Genomic DNA, 18,704 nt, shown 5'->3' with positions numbered 1-18,704 from the left:
ATTCTCCTCTGGCTGGACCTTCTCGGGGTCATTTTTGAAAGACATGCATATCCCTTGCATTCCAGCCGAGACGAACCTCGTCGCCAGGACCGAACTGCAGATGCGATTCCGGATCATGGTCGAAGACGCGCATCAGTGCGTCAGCCAGTCCCGGAACCCGGATTTCGTAAACCACGCGCTCACCCTCGAAGATGCAGTCGACGACCTGCCCGTCGACGACGATCTCGAGACCGTCGAGACGGCCGCCCTTCGGTGCGATACGGATTTGCTCGGCGCGCACCGCTCCGGCACACACGGCGCCGACCACGAGCGCGGCATCGGCGATGACACCCGAGAGACGCATGCCGTTCGCCTCGAGTGAGACATTACGCTCTGCAAGATCGACAACCTTGCCTTCGATGAAATTGGTCACGCCGATGAAGTTTGCGACGAAGGCATTGCTTGGCGCGCGATAAGCGTCGATCGGCCGCGCCTTCTGCTGGATTTCGCCGCCGCTCATGACGATGATCTCGTCCGACACCACCAGCGCCTCGCGCTGGTCGTGGGTCACATTGATTGTCGTCACGCCGAGCTCCTTCTGGATGCGGCGGAACTCAAGCTGCATTTCCTCTCGCAGCTTGCGGTCGAGTGCCGCGAGCGGCTCGTCAAGGAGCAGCAGGTCCGGCTCGAACACGAGGGCGCGCGCGATCGCGACGCGCTGCTGCTGGCCGCCGGAGAGTTCGTTAATCCGCCGGCCGCCATAGCCGCCGAGGCGCACGAGATCGAGATAGCGCTCCACTTTTGCCGGGATGGTGCGCGCATCGTGACGGCGCATCTTGAGCGGGAAAGCAACATTTTCCGCCGCGGTCATGTGCGGAAAGAGCGCCAGCTTCTGGAACACCATGCCGATCGCCCGCTTGTGCGGCGGCACGGCGCTCACCGGCTGGCCATTGATGAAGATCTCGCCGCTGGTCGGCCGGTCGAAGCCGGCGATCATGCGCAGAAGCGTCGTCTTGCCTGAGCCGGAGGGGCCGAGGATCGTCAGGAACTTGCCCTTCGGCAGATCGAACGATGCACTGCGAACAGCATGCACGTCACCGAAGACCATACCGACGTTCTGAACGGAAACAGCAATCTGGCTGGCCGGCTGGACCGGACGAAGGCTGGCTGAAACGGCGCCCATGGCATTCCCTTGTCGTGCTACATCAGCCGGACAACGCCGCCGAGAAGCTCCCCTTATCTGCCCGGCGGCACTTGATCCGCCAGGGCCTTGCGTTAACTTGTCTATACATATTCATACAAGCACCGTCAACCGAACTTGCGTATTTTTTGCGCCGCAAACCTTGATGTTTAATATTTGTGCAGTCGCGAAAAAGATAGACTGTTCCCAATCAGTCTTGCCGGCTGACAGGTGAAAAGCAAGCAAGCTGTGCGGGAGTTCCATGCCGCATAAACTGCCGGTAGGGCGCGATAGACGCCGCCTGATCAGATCGACGCCAGATAACCGCCATCGACCGGAATGCAATGGCCGGTGATGTAAGCTGCCGCATCGCTGCAGAGGAAGACGGCAACGCCCCCTATGTCGCTATCCTTGCCGAAACGACGCTGGGGGATTTTCTCCAGCATGCGGGACTGCCAGTCGTCGTTCTCGTAGAAGACTTCGGTCATCGCCGTTCGGAAATACCCTGGCGCGATAGCGTTGACACGTATATCATGCGCCGCCCATTCGGTCGCCAGCGCACGTGTCACGCCGAGCAATCCGGACTTCGAGGCGCCATAAGGCACCGCCGTCGGAATGCCGACATAGGACGTCAGCGAGCAGAGATTGACGATCGCGCCCCCGCCCGTGTCAGCCATGATGCGACCAGCTGCCTGAGCGCAGAAAAACGCACCCTTCAGATTGGTCGAGAGGATCTGCTCCCAGAGCGCTTCGTCCACGTCAAAGGATGGCCGTACATTCTCGAAGCCGGCATTGTTGATCAGGATATCGAGGCCGCCCAGCGCCTCCGCCGCCGCCTTCGTAACGCTTGCGCAGGCCTCGACGTCGCGCACGTCCTGGGCAAGCGTCACGGCGCGCCTGCCGGCCTTTTCGATCAGCGTACGGGTATCGGCCAATCCCTCAACCGTCCGCGCGGTGACCGCCACATCGGCACCGGCCTCGGCAAGGGCGCGCGCGATCGACTGGCCGATACCGCGACTGGCGCCTGTTACGAGGGCACGGCGGCCGGAAAGGTCAAAGATGGGACGGGACATGACGGCTCCTTGTTTCGAGTTCCCCGGCAGAAATCACAGCATTTTCGAAATGTCATGTCTATACATATATACAGACTGACAATCCCGGCCTATGATTGCGACCTCGCAAACGCACCTCATGGAGACTGCAAAATGGCAAACCCTTCAAGCCCAATCCGGCAGGAAATCCGCTCGATCGCCCCGTACAACGCCGGATTGACGCTTGATGAGGTGCGAGCCAGATACGATGTACCGGACATCGCCAAACTGGGCTCCAACGAGAATCCCCTTGGTCCCTCCCCGAAACTGCGTCAGCTCTTTCCCGACATCGGCGAATTGGCCCGGCTCTATCCCGATCCACAGGGTCGGGCCCTGTGTCGGCGCCTCGCCGCCGATTTCAGAGTGGACGACGGACGGGTCATCCTGGGCAACGGCTCGGAAGATCTGATCGGCGTCATCTGCCGCTCGGTGGTTCGGCCCGGCGACACCGTGGCGACGCTCTACCCCTCCTTTCCCCTGCATGAGGACTACACGACCCTGATGGGCGGCAAGGTCGAGCGAATTGCCGTTACGGACGATCTGACAATCGACATGGACGCGCTCCTGGATGCCGTTTCCCGCAAGCCTCGGATGCTGATGTTCTCGAATCCGATGAACCCCGTTGGCTGCTGGCTGTCACCCGCGGAACTGTCTAGGGTCATCGCCGCCCTCGATCCGGAAACGCTCATCGTCGTCGACGAGGCCTATGCCGAGTATGCCGCCGGCGAGGACTATCCGGACGCGGTCGCCATGCTGAAGGATAGCGGTCGCAACTGGGTGGTGCTGCGAACCTTCTCCAAGGCCTTCGGGCTGGCCGGCCTGCGCATTGGCTACGGCATTGTCAGTGACGCAAGCCTCTGCGACTTCTTCAACCGCGCCCGCACACCCTTCAACACAAATGCCATCGCACAGGCATCCGCCCTTGCCGCGCTCGACGATGACGAACATCTGCGACACTCACTCGAGCTTGCGCTGACGGAACGAGCGCGTCTCCGGACTGCGGTGACGTCATTGGGTTATCGGATCGCACCGTCGAAATGCAACTTCCTGTTCATCGACATGCGGGCGGACGCTTCCCAGGTGGCAGAGGCTCTGCTCAGGCAAGGCGTCATCGTCAAGCCCTGGAAGCAACAGGGCTTCGAAAGCTTCATCCGGGTCAGCATCGGTTCGCGCAAGGAAAACGACCAGTTCCTCCAAGCTTTGGCGGCGCTGGACGACCCGGCCTGAAGCTCGTCACCGCGAGGCGGGCGTGAATCGGGCGACGAGGGCATGCGTGTCGCCCGGATATGTCAGACGGACCTGCGTGATCGGCCCAAGCCCACTCCAGGTGCGACGCTCGACGACAAGGCAGGCAGCTCCCTTGGTTATGCCGAGCATCGCGGCGATCTCGGTCGAGGCGGAAACGGCACGAATGCGGTGTTCGGCCGTGCTCCAGGGCACCTGTCGGACCAACCATTGGCCGGGGGGATGAGCCGTAAAATCGGCACTTTCCGCCTCGGGCACGTTGGCGAGGTTGATGAGCCGCTCCTCGATGCAGAACTGTCGCGTTCCGGCGAAATGGATACAGGTCAACGACAGGACCGGCGCACCCGGCGAAACCTCCAGAAGCCGCACATCCGCGGCGTCCGCTTTTCGTATCCCGCTCCGTTTCAACACGAACGAATACGGGAGGTTCAGCGACTTCACCTCCGCCTCGATATCGTTGATCTCAAGAACGGCGGACTGTGCCTGCGGCTGCGTCACGAAACTGCCGAGTTTCTTGCGACGCTCGATCAGCCCGGCCTTGGCGAGCTGCGTCATCACCTTGTTCACCGTCATCCGGGAACAGCCGTACTGCGTGGCCAGATCGACCTCAAACGGCAAGCGATGCCCCGGCGGCCAGTCGCCGGACACGATCTTGCCCTCGATATCGTTCAGGATGCGCTGATGCAGGGTCGGGTCCCGGCTGATGATGTCCACCACGTTTCGCCGCTTTCGCTTTGAGCCTCACGCTCCTGTAGCGCAGCCTCGGCCGAAGGGAAATATTCACGTCACCTGCGGCCGTCAATCAGCGACCAGGTCGGCCATGGCGGCACGGAACTGGTTGGCAATCTCTTCTCGCCTCACATGCCGTCCGCCCTCGACCTGCTTGCGACCGCCTGCCCAGACGGCGTCCACCGCGATGCCGCCGGCAAAAATCCAGTGATCTAGCAGCCGGTCACCCTCGACATGCGGCGCCCCGGACGCATCGAGCGCGACGATGTCGGCATCGCCGCCGACCTCTAGGCCTGTCGCGGATTGCAGTGCCGCATTGCCGCCAATTCGGGCTCCGTCGAAAAGCTTGCGCCCTGTCGATCCGCCCGGATCGGCGACCACGTTGCGCGCCCGCCGTGTCAGCCGCTGCGAATATTCCAGAACCCGCAATTCCTCCGGCAGCGAAATCAGGATATTGGAATCGGAGCCAACCCCATATCGCCCTCCTTCATTTAAGAAGAGCGGCGCATTGAACACACCATCACCCAGATTGGCTTCGGTGATCGGGCAAAGCCCGGCAACCGCGCCACTTCGTGCCATCCGCCGCGTCTCGTCATCCGTCATATGGGTCGCATGGATAAGGCACCAGCGATCGTCGACAGGCATGTTGTCGAGCAGCCATTGCACCGGTCGTGCACCTGAAAAAGCAAGGCTGTCCTCCACCTCCTTCACCTGTTCGGCGACGTGGATGTGCACGGGGCCGGTTCCGGCAAGCGGCAGCACCGCGCCCAGTTCCTCCGCGGTCACGGCTCTCAGGCTGTGCGGAGCTATCCCGAGCACGGCGCCGGCAAGCGGGCGAAGGAGCGCCGCGCATCTTTCCACCAACCGGCCGTAACTCTCCGGCGAGTGAACGAAGCGCCGCTGGCCCTCGATCGGCGGCTGCCCGCCAAAGCCGGAATGGGCGTAGAAAACGGGCAACAACGTCAGGCCGATACCGGACTCGACCGAGGCCGCCGCGATGCGGCCTGCCATCTCGGCAATGTTCGCGTAGTGACTGCCATCCCTGTCATTGTGCAGATAGTGAAACTCGCCGACCCGCGAATAGCCGGCCTCCAGCATTTCCATATAAAGCTGGGCGGCCACCGCCTCGACATGATCGGGCGTCATGTTCAAGGCGAAACGATACATGGTGGTGCGCCAGCTCCAGAAGCTGTCGTCTGCCGGCCCCCGCGTTTCGGCAAGACCCGCCATCGCCCGCTGGAACGCATGGCTGTGGAGATTCGACAGGGCTGGCACGACGACCGCCCGGCGATCATCACCCGGCTCGGCATCGACATCCGTCACGATCGCCGCGATCCGCGCGCCATCGATGGCGATCCTGACATTGCCGGCCCAGCCGTCGGTCAAAAGTGCGGACTTCGCATGGATCGTGATCACGGGCATCCTCTCCGTTTCGCCAGCGCCACTATGCCTCGCGCATCACTGGCATCAAATTTCGTCTTGCCAAGTTTTCCGTTATGTATATACATGTTTTCAAGAAATGAAAGGGTCAAGACAAATGACCGGGAACGAATCTGCAATAGGACACGGTGCGCGGCCGGAGCGACAAACGCTCTGGTCCAATGCTCGCATCGCAACGCTGGATCCGTCGAAAGTAGGCCTCGGGATCATCGAGAGCGGAGCGATCCTGGCCCGTGGCGGACGAATTGAATGGGTCGGCGAGATGGCCGATGTCACGCAGACCATGCAATCCGACTCCGTGTTGAATGATCTTGGCGGCCGCTGGGTCACCCCCGCGCTGATCGACTGCCACACCCACATCGTCCATGGCGGCAACCGCGCCCGCGAATTCGAGATGCGCCTCGCCGGCGCCACCTACGAGGAAATCGCGCGCGCCGGTGGCGGCATCGTTTCGTCCGTGAAGGCCACCAACGCGCTGTCCGTCGACGAACTCGTTTCCGAAAGCCTCCCACGTCTGGACACTCTGCTGGCCGAAGGCGTCTCCACGGTCGAGATCAAGTCAGGTTACGGCCTCAACATCGACGCCGAACTCCGAATGCTGCGCGCCGCGCGCCGCCTGCAGGAGCTTCGCCCCGTCCGCATCGTCACCTCATGGCTCGCCGCCCACGCGACACCGGTCGAGTATCGTGGCCGCAACGGCGACTATATCACGGATGTCGTCCTCCCCGGCCTTGATCTGGCCCACATGGAAGGCTTGGTCGATGCCGTCGACGGCTTCTGCGAGGGCATTGCATTCTCGCCGGAAGAAATCGCCCGCGTCTTCGATCACGCCAGGGCACTCGGCGTGCGCGTCAAGCTGCATGCCGAACAACTTTCCGATCTCGGCGGCGCGAAACTCGCGGCGAGCTATGGCGCGCTCTCCGCCGATCATCTCGAATATCTGGACGCCGACGGCGGCGCCGCCATGGCCGCATCAGGAACCGTCGCCGTCCTTCTGCCCGGCGCCTTCTACGCCATCCGCGAAACCCGCAAACCGCCGGTCGCCGCGCTGCGTCAGGCCGGAACCCGGATCGCTGTCGCCACCGACTGCAATCCCGGCACATCGCCGCTGACCTCACTGCTGCTCGCCATGAACATGGCGGCGACGCTCTTCGGCCTGACCGTCGAGGAATGCCTTGCCGGCACGACCCGCGAGGCTGCCCGTGCCCTCGGCCTCCTTGGCGAAACCGGCACGCTGGAAGTCGGCAAATCCGCGGATCTCGCCATCTGGAACATCGATAGCCCGGCCGAGCTTGTTTACCGCATCGGCTTCAATCCGCTCGCCGGCCGCATCTTCAAGGGAGAAGGCAAAAGCCTATGACGATCACCCTCAAGCCTGGTCAGGTAAGCCTGTCCGAACTCTCCGATATCTACTGGAATGGCACGAACGCCGTCCTCGACCGTTCGTTCGATGCCGGGATCGTCAAGGCTGCCGAACGCATTGCCGCGATCGCGGCCGGCAACGCCCCCGTTTACGGCATCAATACCGGCTTCGGCAAACTTGCCTCGATCAAGATCGATGCCGCCGACACCGCGACACTCCAGCGTAACCTGATCCTTTCTCATTGCTGCGGCGTCGGCGCACCCATGCCGGACAATGTCGTCCGCCTGATCATGGCGCTGAAGCTCGTCTCCCTCGGCCGTGGCGCATCCGGCGTGCGCCTGGAGCTCGTCCGCTTGATCGAAGGCATGCTGGAACGGGGCGTGACCCCGGTGATCCCGGAAAAGGGCTCCGTCGGCGCTTCCGGCGACCTCGCGCCGCTCGCCCACATGGCCGCGGTCATGATGGGCCATGGCGAGGCCTTCTTAGCCGGAGAACGCCTCGATGGCGCCACCGCGCTTAACCGCGCCGGCCTGATGCCCGTCGTGCTCGCCGCCAAGGAGGGACTGGCGCTGATCAACGGCACCCAAGCCTCGACCGCTCTGGCACTCGCCGGCCTGTTCCGTGCCCACCGGGCAGCGCAGGCGGCGCTCATCACCGGCGCCTTGTCGACCGACGCCGCCATGGGCTCGTCCGCTCCCTTCCATCCGGATATCCACACGCTGCGCGGCCACAAGGGCCAGATCGATGCCGGCGCCGCGTTGCGGCAACTGCTTGAAGGCTCCGAAATCCGCAACAGCCACGTCGAGGGCGACGAACGCGTGCAGGATCCCTATTGCATCCGCTGCCAGCCACAGGTCGACGGTGCCTGCCTCGACCTCCTGCGTTCGGTGGCCCGCACGCTGGAAATCGAAGCCAACGCAGTCACCGACAATCCGCTGGTTCTCTCCGACGGTTCGGTGGTCTCGGGCGGCAACTTCCATGCCGAACCCGTCGCCTTTGCCGCCGACCAGACCGCGCTCGCGATCTGCGAGATCGGCGCCATCGCGCAGCGCCGCATTGCGCTCCTTGTCGACCCGGCTCTGTCCTATGGTCTGCCAGCCTTCCTCGCGAAGAAGCCGGGCCTGAACTCCGGCCTGATGATCGCCGAGGTCACGTCCGCAGCGCTGATGAGCGAGAACAAGCAGATGTCGCACCCGGCATCAGTCGATTCGACGCCCACCTCCGCCAACCAGGAAGACCATGTCTCGATGGCCTGCCACGGCGCCCGCCGCCTGCTGCAGATGACCGACAACCTGTTTGCCATCATCGGCATCGAGGCGCTTACCGCCGCGCAAGGCGTGGAGTTCCGTGCTCCGCTCGCGACGAGCCCGGAACTCGTGAAGGTCATCGCCACGATCCGCTCCGCCATTCCGTCGCTGGAAGAGGATCGCTACATGGCGCCCGATCTGGTTGCCGCGTCCGAACTCGTCTCATCCGGCACGCTCACCGCCGCTATCTCTTCCGGTTTGCTGCCGGTTCTGGAGACCTGACATGTCGGTTGTTGAAGTCATCTCCGGCACATCACCCGTCATCCTCGCCTTCCCGCACACCGGAACGAACGTTCCCGACGCGATCTGGAAGCGTCTCAACGACAACGGCAAAATCCTTGCCGATACGGACTGGCATATCCACGACCTCTACGCAGGCCTCCTGCCCGAGGCGACGACGGTCCGCGCCACCTTCCATCGCTACGTGATCGACGCCAACCGCGATCCTGAAGGCGTCAGCCTCTATCCCGGCCAGAACACCACGGGACTGGTCCCGGAAACGGACTTCGACGGACAGCCGATCTGGCGCGAGGGCGAGGAACCGGATCCAGACGACATCGCTGAACGCCTGCGCGATTTCCACGCGCCCTATCATGCGGCCCTGTCGGCCGAGATCAAGCGGGTAAAGGCAATCCACGGCCTGGCCTTCCTCTACGACTGCCATTCGATCCGCTCGCATATACCCTTCCTGTTCGAGGGCACCTTGCCGGACTTCAATATAGGCAGCAATTCCGGAGCTTCCTGCGCTCTGGAATTCGAGCGAGTCACGGCCGAAGTCGCGGGATATGCGCCCGGCTATACCAGTATCGTCAACGGTCGGTTCAAGGGTGGCTGGACGACGCGGCACTACGGCCGCCCAGGCGATGGCGTCCATGCTCTCCAGATGGAGCTCGCCCAGTCGACCCACCTCGCGACCGAGGAACCACCCTTCGACTACGATCCCGAAAAAGCGGAAAAGCTCCGCGTTCACCTGAAATCCATTCTCGGCCGGATCGAGGCCGTCGCTTACGAACTGAAAGCCATGGGGACCTGACATGACCAACCCGCGCCACAACATCAGGGAAGTCCGCGCACCACGCGGCAACGAACTCAACGCGAAGAGCTGGATGACGGAAGCACCCTTGCGGATGCTGATGAACAACCTCGACCCTGACGTTGCGGAAAACCCGCACGAGTTGGTGGTCTATGGCGGCATCGGCCGCGCCGCCCGCACCTGGGCCGATTTCGACAAGATCGCCGAAACATTGAAGACGCTGACGGAAGAAGAGACGCTGCTCGTGCAGTCGGGCAAGCCGGTGGGCGTGTTCCGCACCCACAAGGACGCTCCGCGCGTGCTGATCGCCAATTCCAACCTCGTCCCACACTGGGCGACCTGGGATCATTTCAACGAGCTGGATAAGAAGGGACTGGCCATGTACGGCCAGATGACCGCCGGCTCGTGGATTTACATCGGCACGCAAGGCATCGTGCAGGGCACCTACGAAACCTTCGTCGAAGCCGGCCGCCAGCATTACAACGGCAATCTCAAGGGTAAGTGGATCCTGACAGGTGGTCTCGGCGGCATGGGTGGCGCCCAGCCGCTCGCAGCCGTCATGGCCGGCGCCTGCTGCCTGGCTGTTGAAAGCGACGAGACCCGCATCGACTTCCGCCTGCGCACTCGTTACGTCGATGCCAAGGCAAAGACGCTCGACGAAGCACTGGCCATGATCGATGAGTGGACCAAGGCTGGTGAAGCCAAATCCGTCGGCCTGCTCGGCAATGCCGCCGAAGTCTTCCCAGAACTGGTGGCCCGCATGAATGCCGGCGGCCCGCGCCCCGACATCGTCACCGACCAGACCTCGGCGCACGACCCGCTGAACGGCTACCTGCCGGCCGGCTGGACCGTCGCCGAGCACAAGGCGAAACGCGAGACCGACCCGAAGGCCGTGGAGGCTGCGGCCCGCGCCTCGATGAAACGCCATGTCGAAGCCATGGTCGCCTTCTGGCATGCTGGCGTCCCGACGCTCGATTACGGCAACAACATCCGTCAGGTCGCGAAAGATGAAGGGCTGGAAAACGCCTTCGCCTTCCCCGGCTTCGTGCCGGCCTACATCCGCCCGCTCTTCTGCCGCGGCATCGGCCCGTTTCGCTGGGCGGCGCTGTCGGGCAACCCGGAAGACATCTACAAGACCGACGCCAAGGTGAAGGAACTGCTGCCCGACAACAAGCACCTGCACAACTGGCTGGACATGGCGCGGGAGCGCATTTCCTTCCAGGGCCTGCCGGCACGCATCTGCTGGGTGGGTCTGGGCGACCGCCACAAGCTCGGCCTCGCCTTCAACGAGATGGTCAGGAACGGCGAACTCTCCGCCCCGATCGTCATCGGCCGCGACCATCTCGATTCCGGATCTGTCGCCTCGCCAAACCGCGAGACCGAAGCGATGAAGGACGGCTCCGACGCCGTGTCCGACTGGCCGCTCCTCAACGCCCTGCTCAACACCGCATCCGGCGCCACCTGGGTGTCGCTGCACCACGGCGGCGGCGTCGGCATGGGCTTCTCCCAGCATTCCGGCATGGTCATCTGCTGCGACGGCTCGGAAGATGCCGACCGCCGCCTGGAACGCGTGCTCTGGAACGACCCGGCCACCGGCGTGATGCGCCATGCGGATGCCGGCTACGACATCGCGCTCGATTGCGCGACGGAAAAGGGTCTCCGCCTGCCGGGCGTCCTCGGAAACTGAGCCTCAGGATGCGCATCCAGCGTTCGGAAGAACACAAGGTCATGCCGTGGAAGAACGGCCTCGGCGTCACCCGCGAGGTGGCGCTGGCGCCTTCTCCGCGTCCGGACGCGCCGTTTCTCTGGCGCCTGAGTCTCGCCACGATCAGGGGTTCCGGACCGTTTTCCCTCTTCTCCGGCATCGACCGGACCATCGCGGCGCTGAGTGGCAAGCCCGTACGATTGATGGTCGATGGTAAGGAAGACGCGACGCTCGATGCTCTCGGGGAACCGTACAGCTTTTCCGGAGACGCGGTGGTCGAGGCGATCACCGAGGGCGGCGAGACCACGGATCTCAACATCATGACGCTGCGCGGCTCCGCCACGCACCGGATGAGCCGCCTCGTCTGCTCGCAGTCACTGGCGGTAACCACCGAACACGAGTTCAACATGATCGTGTTCACGAGCCGAGCTACGATCACGGCGAATGGCAATGCGGAACAGGTCGATGCGTTCGACGTCCTACTTGACATCGGACGCCATGAAAGTCTGACAATCAAGGCAGCCACGCCGACGACAGCCTACCTCATCGGCATAGACATTGCCGGCTGAAAAGACAAAGGGCCGGATCGATGATCCGGCCCTTTGCTTCTGTATGACTGTCCTTACCGAAGATCGCCCGGAAGAATATCATCCGGGATGTTCTGGTATGAGACCGGCCGCAGGAAGCGACGGATCGACATGGTGCCGACCGAGGTCGCGCCGAAGTTCGTCGATGCCGGGTAAGGTCCACCGTGAACCATGGCTTCGGACACTTCCACGCCAGTCGGGAAGCCGTTGGCGAGCAGACGGCCAGCCTTGCGCTCCAGGATCGGCATCAGCTTCTTCGCCACGCCGGTGTCGCCGGCGTCCATGTGCAGCGTGCAGGTCAGTTGACCGTGCAGCGACCGCGCCATCTTCAGCATCTCGTCCTCGTCCTTGACCTTGACGATCAGGCCGAGCGGACCGAACACTTCCTCGCCCAGCACTTCGTTGTCCAGCCATTCCTTGCCGGAGGTCGCGAAAAGGTAAGGCGTTGCATTGCGCAGGTCGCAGGTGCTGGTCAGCAGTTCCTGGACACCCTTGGTGCCGGCAATGCGGTCACGACCGGCGCGGTAAGCCGCCGCGATACCATCCGTCAGCATGGTCTGAGCACCGACCGGCTCCAGCGCCTTGGTTGCTGCTTCGATGAAGGCATCGGCATCCGGACCGTCGACCACAACGGCGATACCGGGATTGGTGCAGAACTGGCCGGCGCCCATGGTCAGAGACCCTGCCCAGCCCTGGGCAATCTGGCTTCCGCGTGCCTTGATCGCTTCCGGCAGGATAAACATCGGGTTCACCGAACCCAGTTCGCCGAAGAACGGGATCGGCTCAGGACGGGCGGCGCAAAGATCGAACAGGGCACGTCCGCCACCGAGCGATCCGGTAAAACCGACCGCCTTGATCAGCGGATGCGTGACGAGCGCCTCGCCCACGTCACGCGAATTGGCCTGGACCAGCGAGAACACGCCGGGATGCATGCCGCACTTCTTGATCGCGGCATGAATGGCCTCCGCGACGATCTCGCCGGTGCCTGGATGGGCCGAATGTCCCTTCACGACAACAGGGCAACCGGCTGCGAGCGCGGCAGCGGTATCGCCGCCCGCGGTCGAGAAGGCCAGCGGGAAGTTCGACGCGCCGAAGACCGCGACCGGGCCGATTGGCCGCTGGACCAACTTGATGTCCGGGCGAGGCAGCGGCTTGCGATCCGGCAGCGCCTCGTCGTGACGACGATCGAGATAGTCACCCTTGCGGATATGGCTTGCGAAGAGGCGCAACTGGCCGGTCGTGCGGCCGCGCTCGCCCTGAAGGCGCGCTTCCGGCAGGCCGGTTTCCTGGCTACCGATCTCGGTGATGGCTTCGCCGCGCGCCTCGATCTCGTCGGCGATCGCCTCGAGGAAAGCGGCCCGCTCCTCACGCGTCGTGTAGCCGTAGGTCCAGAACGCTTCTTCGGCCGCCTTCACCGCTTGGTCGACGAGTGCCGGCGTGCCGCCCGAAAACTCATGGGACGGTCCGTGGGCCGGGGAGGATTTGAAACGGACGTCTGAGCCGATCCACTCTCCTGCGATCAGGTTCTTGCCGTGCGGTGTAAAAGTCATCGAATATTCCTCTTCCGGTCGGTGGTCGGTTGGTTTCTTGCCCGACCTTCTGGCGCGCCAGGGATCGAGCGTCCAGCCCCTTGTCGCGAATTATCATACTTTTTCTGATTTTTCTCCAGACGCGGAGAATACAGGCCAAACATGACGGCCCCAAGATTGGCTCATGACGCTTTATGTAAGCAGATTGGCAGGCGGAACAAGCCCCTTGTTGACCTCATAACCGTCTCACGCCAACGCCTTGCCGTAGCGTTCGAAGCTGCTTTCCAGAACCGTCGTGCCTGCACCCGGGTGTTCCGGCCGTCTATAGACACCCTCGCGGACGTCGATCGGCTCCTCGAAATGGTCTTTGATCCACGGAATGTACTCAAGGATGGTGGACGCGGGATGCCAGTAGCTCAGGTGGACATGCACCTGGCTCATCTCGCCCGCATGCGGAACGACCGGCAGACGGTGGGCGAGTGCCAGATCCGCGACCTGTATATACTCCGTGATTCCGCCGAGACGGGTCACGTCCGGTTGAACATAGGAGACAGCACCCGCACTTATGAACGAGCGAAACGCATCGACCGTATAGAGCTGTTCACCGAGCGCGATGGGGATGGATGTGCCGCGGGCAAGAGCCGCATGCCCCTCGACATCGTCATACCAGAGCGGTTCCTCGAACCAGTAGATGTCGAGGTCGCGCGCGGACGCGCAAAACCGCATGCATGTCGGCAAGTCCCATTTGCCGTTGCCATCGATGGCAATGCGCACCCCCGAGCCGACGCGTTCGCGCACGGCGGAAAGCCGGGCGATATCCACATTGGAATCATCGTGCCCGACCTTGATCTTGAGCCGGCTGAACCCCTCCTCCTCAACCGCCCGGGCTGCTCCGGCCAGAAGGTCCGCAAGGCCGAAAGACAGCCAACCGATATCGGTATTGTAGGCCTCCACGCGATCCGTGCGGGCACCGCCCAGATAGCTCCACAGAGGCTGGTCCGCCGCCTTTGCCTTGATATCCCAGAGCGCCACATCGATCGCGGCAAGGGCCAGATGCGTTATACCGGCACGACCGACCCACTGAAGCGCTGGATTGCGGGCCAGCTTTCGCCAGAGACGGGAATGGTCGGAGGCGTCCTCGCCGATCAGCAACGGCGCGTAGCAGTCGCGGATGCAGGCCGTGATGAGACGGTCTGACGCCAGATGGGCGTGCGTCCCGGTAAAACCATAGCCTGAGCGGCCATCCGAGGTGGTGATCTTCGCCCCGACCACGCCCCAGTGGGTGATACTGTGCGTGGAGTCGGAAATGGAATCGGAAGTCAGCGGCAGATGTACAATAAAGGGTTCGACTTTGGTTATTTTCATATGTTTGTTCCTCCCGGTTTCCGTCAGTCGTCCGACGCGAACACGGCATTGGACATAAAAGTCGGCAGGTCACGCTGCCACCGATACGCATTCAGTCATCGAGCCTTTCGAGATAGGAAATGTCCGCCGGCGCGATGATCTTCGCCACCGCTTCGATCCTGTGGATTGCCCTCTCACGCGAAACCTTGAGATGATGGACCAGGAAACCCTGCGCCCTGGTCACCTCACCGGCAATGAGACTGTCGATGATATCCAGATGCTCCGGCAGGAACGGCTCCGTCACGAACATCTCCTCGGTCCAGCGGTAGAGAAAATGATGCGCCACCAGAAGCGCCTGCGGCAGCCTTATGGCCCGCATCAGGGATCCGTTGTCGCAATAGCCGAGTAACTCGACATGCAGGTCCTGCTCCAGCGTATCCAGCATCCTGCCGTCGACATCCTCAGGCGAGGCGATCGCGGCCTCGACATTGGCTTTCAGCCTCGGCAACAGGGCGGCGGGAAGAGAGCCAAATGCCTTTTCCAACGCCAGCGGCTCAAGCACCCAGCGCAACTCGTAAAGCTCATCGACTCGCTTCGCCGTCAGCGCCGGCGCATACCACCGGCCTTTGTCATCCTTCTGAACGACGCCGCGTTGCTGAAGGCGGGCGATGACGTCGCGTGCCACCGTGCGGCTGACCCCGTAGTGCCTCGCCAGAACGGCCTCGTTGATTCGCCAGTTCGCCAGCGACGTGCGTGACACGATCTCGATCTCGATATCCGGATAGAGGATTTCCCAACTTGGCAGAAAGTGGATTCGGCTGTCTTCCGAGCCCACCGGGTCTCGGCCGGATCGGACGATGTCGGGCGCGCGGACTTCGTATCCCTTCGCCCCGTTCTTCCGGACAAGCCCCGAGCGTTCGAGCGCGAGCAGCGCCTGCCGCGCCGGCGCGCGGCTAACACCGAACCGCTCGGCGACACCCGTCTCCGTCAACCGGGCGCCGTCGGCGAACACCCCCCGTTCGATATCCGCCGCGAGGACGTCGAAGGTCCTCTGGTAAAGCTTCGGCGCCAGCGCGCCCCTGTTGTCGTGATTTGTGTCCGTCATCGCCACGCTCCGGGGATTGCATGATCCCTAAGCCATGTATAGTGTACACACAATACAGAAAAGCGGGAGGAACCTATCTCCATGTTGCAGGCAAAGCCACGGAGCCGCATCGCACTTGCCGCGATCGACCGGTTCTGCCGCGATATTCTCGCGGCGTGCGGAGCGAATCCGGCAACGGTGGACGCCGCGACACGGGGCATGATGCACGGCACCCGATACGGGATCGACAGCCATGGCGTCCGGCTGTTGCCCCACTACGTGAGGGGTTTGGAAGGCGGGCGCCTGAACAAGAGGCCTGCCCCGCAAACCGTCTCGGCCTTCGGCGCGGTGGAGACGCTCGATGCCGACAATGCCCATGGCGCGCTCGCCGCCTATACCGCGATGGATCGGGCGACAGGGCTGGCGGACCGGTACGGCATCGGCGCGGTCGCCATCCGCAATACCTCCCATTTTGGCCCGGCCGGCGCTTATTCGATCCACGCGGCAAGGCAGGGCTTCATAGGCCTGACCTTCTGCAATTCGGACAGTTTCGTGCGACTGCATCAAGGTGCAATGCGATTTCATGGGACGAACCCGATCGCCGTCGGCGTGCCCGTGGAAAATGGCGATCCATGGCTGCTGGACATGGCGACCAGCGCAATCCCGTACAACCGCGTGCTTCTCTACCGCAGCCTGGATCAGGCGCTGCCGGAAGCCGTGGCATCCGATAAGGCGGGCATCGACACACCGGATCCCCGGTCTGTCGAAATGCTGGCGCCCCTGGGTGGCGATTTCGGCTTTAAGGGGGCGGCACTTGCCGGTCTCGCAGAAATCCTCAGCGCCGTGCTTACCGGCATGAAGCTCAGTTTCGATATCGACCCGATGCCGGGACCGGATTTCTCCAAGCCAAGAGGCATGGGGGCATTCGTAATGGCCGTGAAACCGGAAGCCTTTCTAGATCGGGAGACGTTCGTCGCTGGAATGAAACGATACCTCGAAACCCTGCGCTCCTCTCCAACGCGAGAAGGTGGCCACGTCATGGCTCCCGGGGACAGGGAATGGACGGAGGCGGCCAGACGTGATGCCGAAGGCGTCGAACTCGACCCGCAGACCCTGGAGTCTTTCGCGGTTCTGGCGAACCAATACCGGGTTGCGATGCCATGACGACAACGGGAAGCCTCCAGGCCATCGGATTGAGGAGCGGTGGAATTTTTCAGGGGACGGTTGACGCGACATCACTATCGGCGTTTACTGACAATTGGTAAGGCCACCTTACCAGACCGGCTTGAGGAGGCCGTGGGGAGGACTGGGATGTTTGTCGCGCTGGAACCGCGTCGCCTCTATCGGCAGGTCGCGGATCAGATCCGTAGCCTGATCGATGCTGGTGAACTCGCGCCCGGCGCCAGGCTGCCGGCCGAGCGTGACCTCGCGGAGCGTCTAGCTGTATCTCGCCCGACGATAAGGGAAGCGCTTATCGTCCTGGAGGTGGAAGGCCTGGTGCAGATTCGCATGGGATCGGGCATCTATGTCTCGAGCAAGCCGACCACACCGCACGCCATCCAGCCTTTTCAGGACACGGACGGGCCATTCGAAATCCTGCAGGCCCGCTGCATCGTCGAAAGTGCTGTGGCAGAGGAGGCTGCGCGGCATGTGACACCAGAAGGCATAGCACGGCTCGATGAGATCCTGGAGCGCATGGAACAGGTCCTCGCCGACCCTTCGGAAGCCGTTGCCTCGGACTTCGCGTTTCACAGGGCCATCGCGACCATGATCGGCAACACGGCTCTCCAACACATGATGGGCATGCTGAGCCACAAGCGCACCTCGCCTTATTTCGAAAAACTCGCGAGCTACTTCGAAGGCCCCCACACCTGGAGGCTCGCGCTGGAGGAACACATAGTCATTCGCGATGCGATCGCAGCGGCCGATCCGGCCGCCGCGCGCGAAGCGATGCGTCGCCACCTGACACTGGCGCAAAAGAGATTCTCGGAGAGCTTCGGGGAGGAGCAGCCGAGATAATGCCGGTCGCCGGACCATCAGCCCGGCCGTCGGAAACGCATATCTGGGATCATTTTTGGAGGATACGATGAAATTCAGATTGAAGACCTTGATGGGTGCAGCCGCTGTGATCATGGCGTCGACCCTCTCCGCCCATGCGGAAACGCTGCTCAAATGGGCACATGTCTACGAAACGTCGGAACCCTTCCACACGGAGTCCGTCTGGGCCGCCGAGGAAATCGCCAAACGCACTGAAGGTCGCTACAAGATCGAGGTCTTCCCGGCCTCGCAGCTTGGCAAGGAGGCCGACATCAACCAGGGCCTGAAGCTCGGCACCGTCGACATCATCATCTCGGGGTCAAGCTTCGCAGCCCGCGACTACAAGCCGATCGGCGTGACCTACTATCCCTACATCTTCCGCGATCCGAGCCACCTGCTCGCCTATACCAAGAGCGACATCTTCAAGCGCCTGACGAAGGGCTACGAGGAGGCGACCGGAAACCATATCACGGCGGTCACCTACTACGGCACGCGCCACACGACCTCGAACCGCCCAATCGCAAGCTGCGCCGACATGCAGGGCCTCAAGATTCGCGTGCCCGACGTGCCGGCCTACCTGGCGATGCCGCGCGCCTGCGGCGCCAACACCACGCCGATTGCCTTCGCCGAAGTCTATCTGGCGCTCCAGAACGGCACCGTCGAGGCCCAGGAAAATCCGCTGACGACCATCGAGGCCAAGAAGTTCTACGAGGTCCAGAAGAACATCATCTTGACCGGCCACATCGTCGACCACCTGAACACGGTCGTCTCGAAGAGCCGTTGGGAAAGCCTGTCTGACGAGGACAAGCAAATCTTCACCGAAGTGATGCAGGAGGCCGCTTCGCGCGCGACCAAGATCATCGAGGAGCGTGAAAACGGTCTTGTCGCCGATTTCAAGGCAAAGGGCATCAACGTCACCGAGGTCGATCGGGCTGACTTCGAGAACACCGTGCTCGAAAAGGTGACCTTCGAGGAGTTCGGATACAACAAGGCCGACTGGGAAGCCATCCGCTCGGTTCAGTAAACGAAGAGACCTGGCGCCGCGCCGAGC

Annotated in this window: 16 protein-coding genes; 9 read left to right on the top strand and 7 right to left on the bottom strand. The window is 62.7% G+C overall.

Annotation, left to right across the window (positions count from 1 at the left end):
- Positions 1-28 precede the first annotated feature (28 nt).
- Complete coding sequence (locus J5J10_RS19425) at positions 29-1,162, bottom strand: ABC transporter ATP-binding protein (RefSeq protein ID WP_211931353.1); 1,134 nt, start codon at positions 1,160-1,162, stop codon at positions 29-31.
- A gap of 302 nt (positions 1,163-1,464) precedes the next feature.
- The gene (locus tag J5J10_RS19420; protein ID WP_211931352.1) at positions 1,465-2,232 is read right to left on the bottom strand and encodes a glucose 1-dehydrogenase; all 768 of its coding nucleotides are present in this window, start codon (positions 2,230-2,232) and stop codon (positions 1,465-1,467) included.
- 132 nt (positions 2,233-2,364) lie between these two features.
- Between J5J10_RS19420 and J5J10_RS19415 the strand changes: the two genes are divergently transcribed.
- Positions 2,365-3,477 carry a histidinol-phosphate transaminase gene (locus tag J5J10_RS19415; RefSeq protein ID WP_211931351.1) on the top strand — a complete coding sequence of 371 codons (1,113 nt, stop codon included), beginning with the start codon at positions 2,365-2,367 and terminating at the stop codon, positions 3,475-3,477.
- A 6-nt stretch (positions 3,478-3,483) separates the two neighbouring features.
- On the opposite strand, the gene hutC is transcribed toward J5J10_RS19415, so the two are convergent.
- Complete coding sequence (gene hutC, locus J5J10_RS19410) at positions 3,484-4,203, bottom strand: histidine utilization repressor (protein WP_211931792.1); 720 nt, start codon at positions 4,201-4,203, stop codon at positions 3,484-3,486.
- Positions 4,204-4,293: 90 nt separating this feature from the next.
- A complete protein-coding gene (locus tag J5J10_RS19405) occupies positions 4,294-5,640 on the bottom strand; it encodes a formimidoylglutamate deiminase (protein WP_211931350.1) in 1,347 nt (448 codons plus the stop codon).
- 121 nt (positions 5,641-5,761) lie between these two features.
- On the opposite strand from J5J10_RS19405, the gene hutI reads away from it, so the two are divergent.
- The 5 genes from hutI to J5J10_RS19380 are packed head-to-tail and all read left to right on the top strand — an operon-like array spanning position 5,762 to position 11,641.
- A complete protein-coding gene (gene hutI, locus J5J10_RS19400; RefSeq protein WP_211931349.1) occupies positions 5,762-7,024 on the top strand; it encodes an imidazolonepropionase in 1,263 nt (420 codons plus the stop codon).
- The gene (gene hutH / locus J5J10_RS19395) at positions 7,021-8,556 is read left to right on the top strand and encodes a histidine ammonia-lyase (protein ID WP_211931348.1); all 1,536 of its coding nucleotides are present in this window, start codon (positions 7,021-7,023) and stop codon (positions 8,554-8,556) included. The genes hutI and hutH overlap by 4 nt, the downstream gene beginning before the upstream one ends.
- A 1-nt stretch (position 8,557) precedes the next feature.
- Positions 8,558-9,367, top strand: coding sequence for an N-formylglutamate deformylase (hutG, locus tag J5J10_RS19390; protein ID WP_211931347.1), 810 nt, complete (start codon positions 8,558-8,560; stop codon positions 9,365-9,367).
- Between the two features lies 1 nt (position 9,368).
- Positions 9,369-11,054: a urocanate hydratase gene (gene hutU / locus J5J10_RS19385; protein WP_211931346.1), complete on the top strand. Its 1,686-nt coding sequence runs from the start codon at positions 9,369-9,371 to the stop codon at positions 11,052-11,054.
- Positions 11,055-11,062: 8 nt separating this feature from the next.
- Entirely contained in the window at positions 11,063-11,641 is a 579-nt protein-coding gene (locus tag J5J10_RS19380) for a HutD family protein (RefSeq protein ID WP_211931345.1), read from the top strand.
- 53 nt (positions 11,642-11,694) lie between these two features.
- On the opposite strand, the gene J5J10_RS19375 is transcribed toward J5J10_RS19380, so the two are convergent.
- The 3 genes from J5J10_RS19375 to J5J10_RS19365 all read right to left on the bottom strand — a co-directional run bounded on the left by J5J10_RS19375 (position 11,695) and on the right by J5J10_RS19365 (position 15,637).
- A complete protein-coding gene (locus tag J5J10_RS19375; RefSeq protein WP_211931344.1) occupies positions 11,695-13,209 on the bottom strand; it encodes an aldehyde dehydrogenase (NADP(+)) in 1,515 nt (504 codons plus the stop codon).
- Positions 13,210-13,434: 225 nt separating this feature from the next.
- Positions 13,435-14,553, bottom strand: coding sequence for a mandelate racemase/muconate lactonizing enzyme family protein (locus J5J10_RS19370; protein WP_211931343.1), 1,119 nt, complete (start codon positions 14,551-14,553; stop codon positions 13,435-13,437).
- A 91-nt stretch (positions 14,554-14,644) separates the two neighbouring features.
- Positions 14,645-15,637, bottom strand: a complete 993-nt coding sequence (locus J5J10_RS19365) for a GntR family transcriptional regulator (protein ID WP_211931342.1) — start codon at positions 15,635-15,637, stop codon at positions 14,645-14,647.
- 81 nt (positions 15,638-15,718) lie between these two features.
- Between J5J10_RS19365 and J5J10_RS19360 the strand changes: the two genes are divergently transcribed.
- The 3 genes from J5J10_RS19360 (at position 15,719) to J5J10_RS19350 (ending at position 18,677) form a co-directional block, all read left to right on the top strand.
- The gene (locus tag J5J10_RS19360; RefSeq protein ID WP_211931341.1) at positions 15,719-16,780 is read left to right on the top strand and encodes an Ldh family oxidoreductase; all 1,062 of its coding nucleotides are present in this window, start codon (positions 15,719-15,721) and stop codon (positions 16,778-16,780) included.
- Positions 16,781-16,927: 147 nt separating this feature from the next.
- Positions 16,928-17,635, top strand: a complete 708-nt coding sequence (locus J5J10_RS19355) for a FadR/GntR family transcriptional regulator (RefSeq protein ID WP_211931340.1) — start codon at positions 16,928-16,930, stop codon at positions 17,633-17,635.
- A gap of 67 nt (positions 17,636-17,702) precedes the next feature.
- On the top strand, positions 17,703-18,677 hold the full coding sequence (locus J5J10_RS19350; RefSeq protein ID WP_211931339.1) for a sialic acid TRAP transporter substrate-binding protein SiaP: 975 nt from the start codon (positions 17,703-17,705) through the stop codon (positions 18,675-18,677).
- Positions 18,678-18,704: the final 27 nt, after the last annotated feature.

The sequence above is a fragment of the Ciceribacter sp. L1K23 genome, assembly GCF_018122705.1.
Taxonomy (GTDB): Bacteria; Pseudomonadota; Alphaproteobacteria; order Rhizobiales; family Rhizobiaceae; genus Allorhizobium.
The sequence above is the reverse complement of the archived record's forward strand: the minus strand, read 5'-3'. Positions and strand labels throughout refer to the sequence as shown.

Bases quoted from the DNA above. Each gene is read 5' to 3' on its own strand.
- J5J10_RS19425 (WP_211931353.1), bottom strand. From the start codon at position 1,162: ATGGGCGCCGTTTCAGCCAGCCTTCGTCCGGTCCAGCCGGCCAGCCAG.
- J5J10_RS19420 (WP_211931352.1), bottom strand. From the start codon at position 2,232: ATGTCCCGTCCCATCTTTGACCTTTCCGGCCGCCGTGCCCTCGTAACA.
- J5J10_RS19415 (WP_211931351.1), top strand. From the start codon at position 2,365: ATGGCAAACCCTTCAAGCCCAATCCGGCAGGAAATCCGCTCGATCGCC.
- hutI (WP_211931349.1), top strand. From the start codon at position 5,762: ATGACCGGGAACGAATCTGCAATAGGACACGGTGCGCGGCCGGAGCGA.
- hutH (WP_211931348.1), top strand. From the start codon at position 7,021: ATGACGATCACCCTCAAGCCTGGTCAGGTAAGCCTGTCCGAACTCTCC.
- hutG (WP_211931347.1), top strand. From the start codon at position 8,558: ATGTCGGTTGTTGAAGTCATCTCCGGCACATCACCCGTCATCCTCGCC.
- hutU (WP_211931346.1), top strand. From the start codon at position 9,369: ATGACCAACCCGCGCCACAACATCAGGGAAGTCCGCGCACCACGCGGC.
- J5J10_RS19380 (WP_211931345.1), top strand. From the start codon at position 11,063: ATGCGCATCCAGCGTTCGGAAGAACACAAGGTCATGCCGTGGAAGAAC.
- J5J10_RS19375 (WP_211931344.1), bottom strand. From the start codon at position 13,209: ATGACTTTTACACCGCACGGCAAGAACCTGATCGCAGGAGAGTGGATC.
- J5J10_RS19370 (WP_211931343.1), bottom strand. From the start codon at position 14,553: ATGAAAATAACCAAAGTCGAACCCTTTATTGTACATCTGCCGCTGACT.
- J5J10_RS19365 (WP_211931342.1), bottom strand. From the start codon at position 15,637: ATGACGGACACAAATCACGACAACAGGGGCGCGCTGGCGCCGAAGCTT.
- J5J10_RS19360 (WP_211931341.1), top strand. From the start codon at position 15,719: ATGTTGCAGGCAAAGCCACGGAGCCGCATCGCACTTGCCGCGATCGAC.
- J5J10_RS19355 (WP_211931340.1), top strand. From the start codon at position 16,928: ATGTTTGTCGCGCTGGAACCGCGTCGCCTCTATCGGCAGGTCGCGGAT.
- J5J10_RS19350 (WP_211931339.1), top strand. From the start codon at position 17,703: ATGAAATTCAGATTGAAGACCTTGATGGGTGCAGCCGCTGTGATCATG.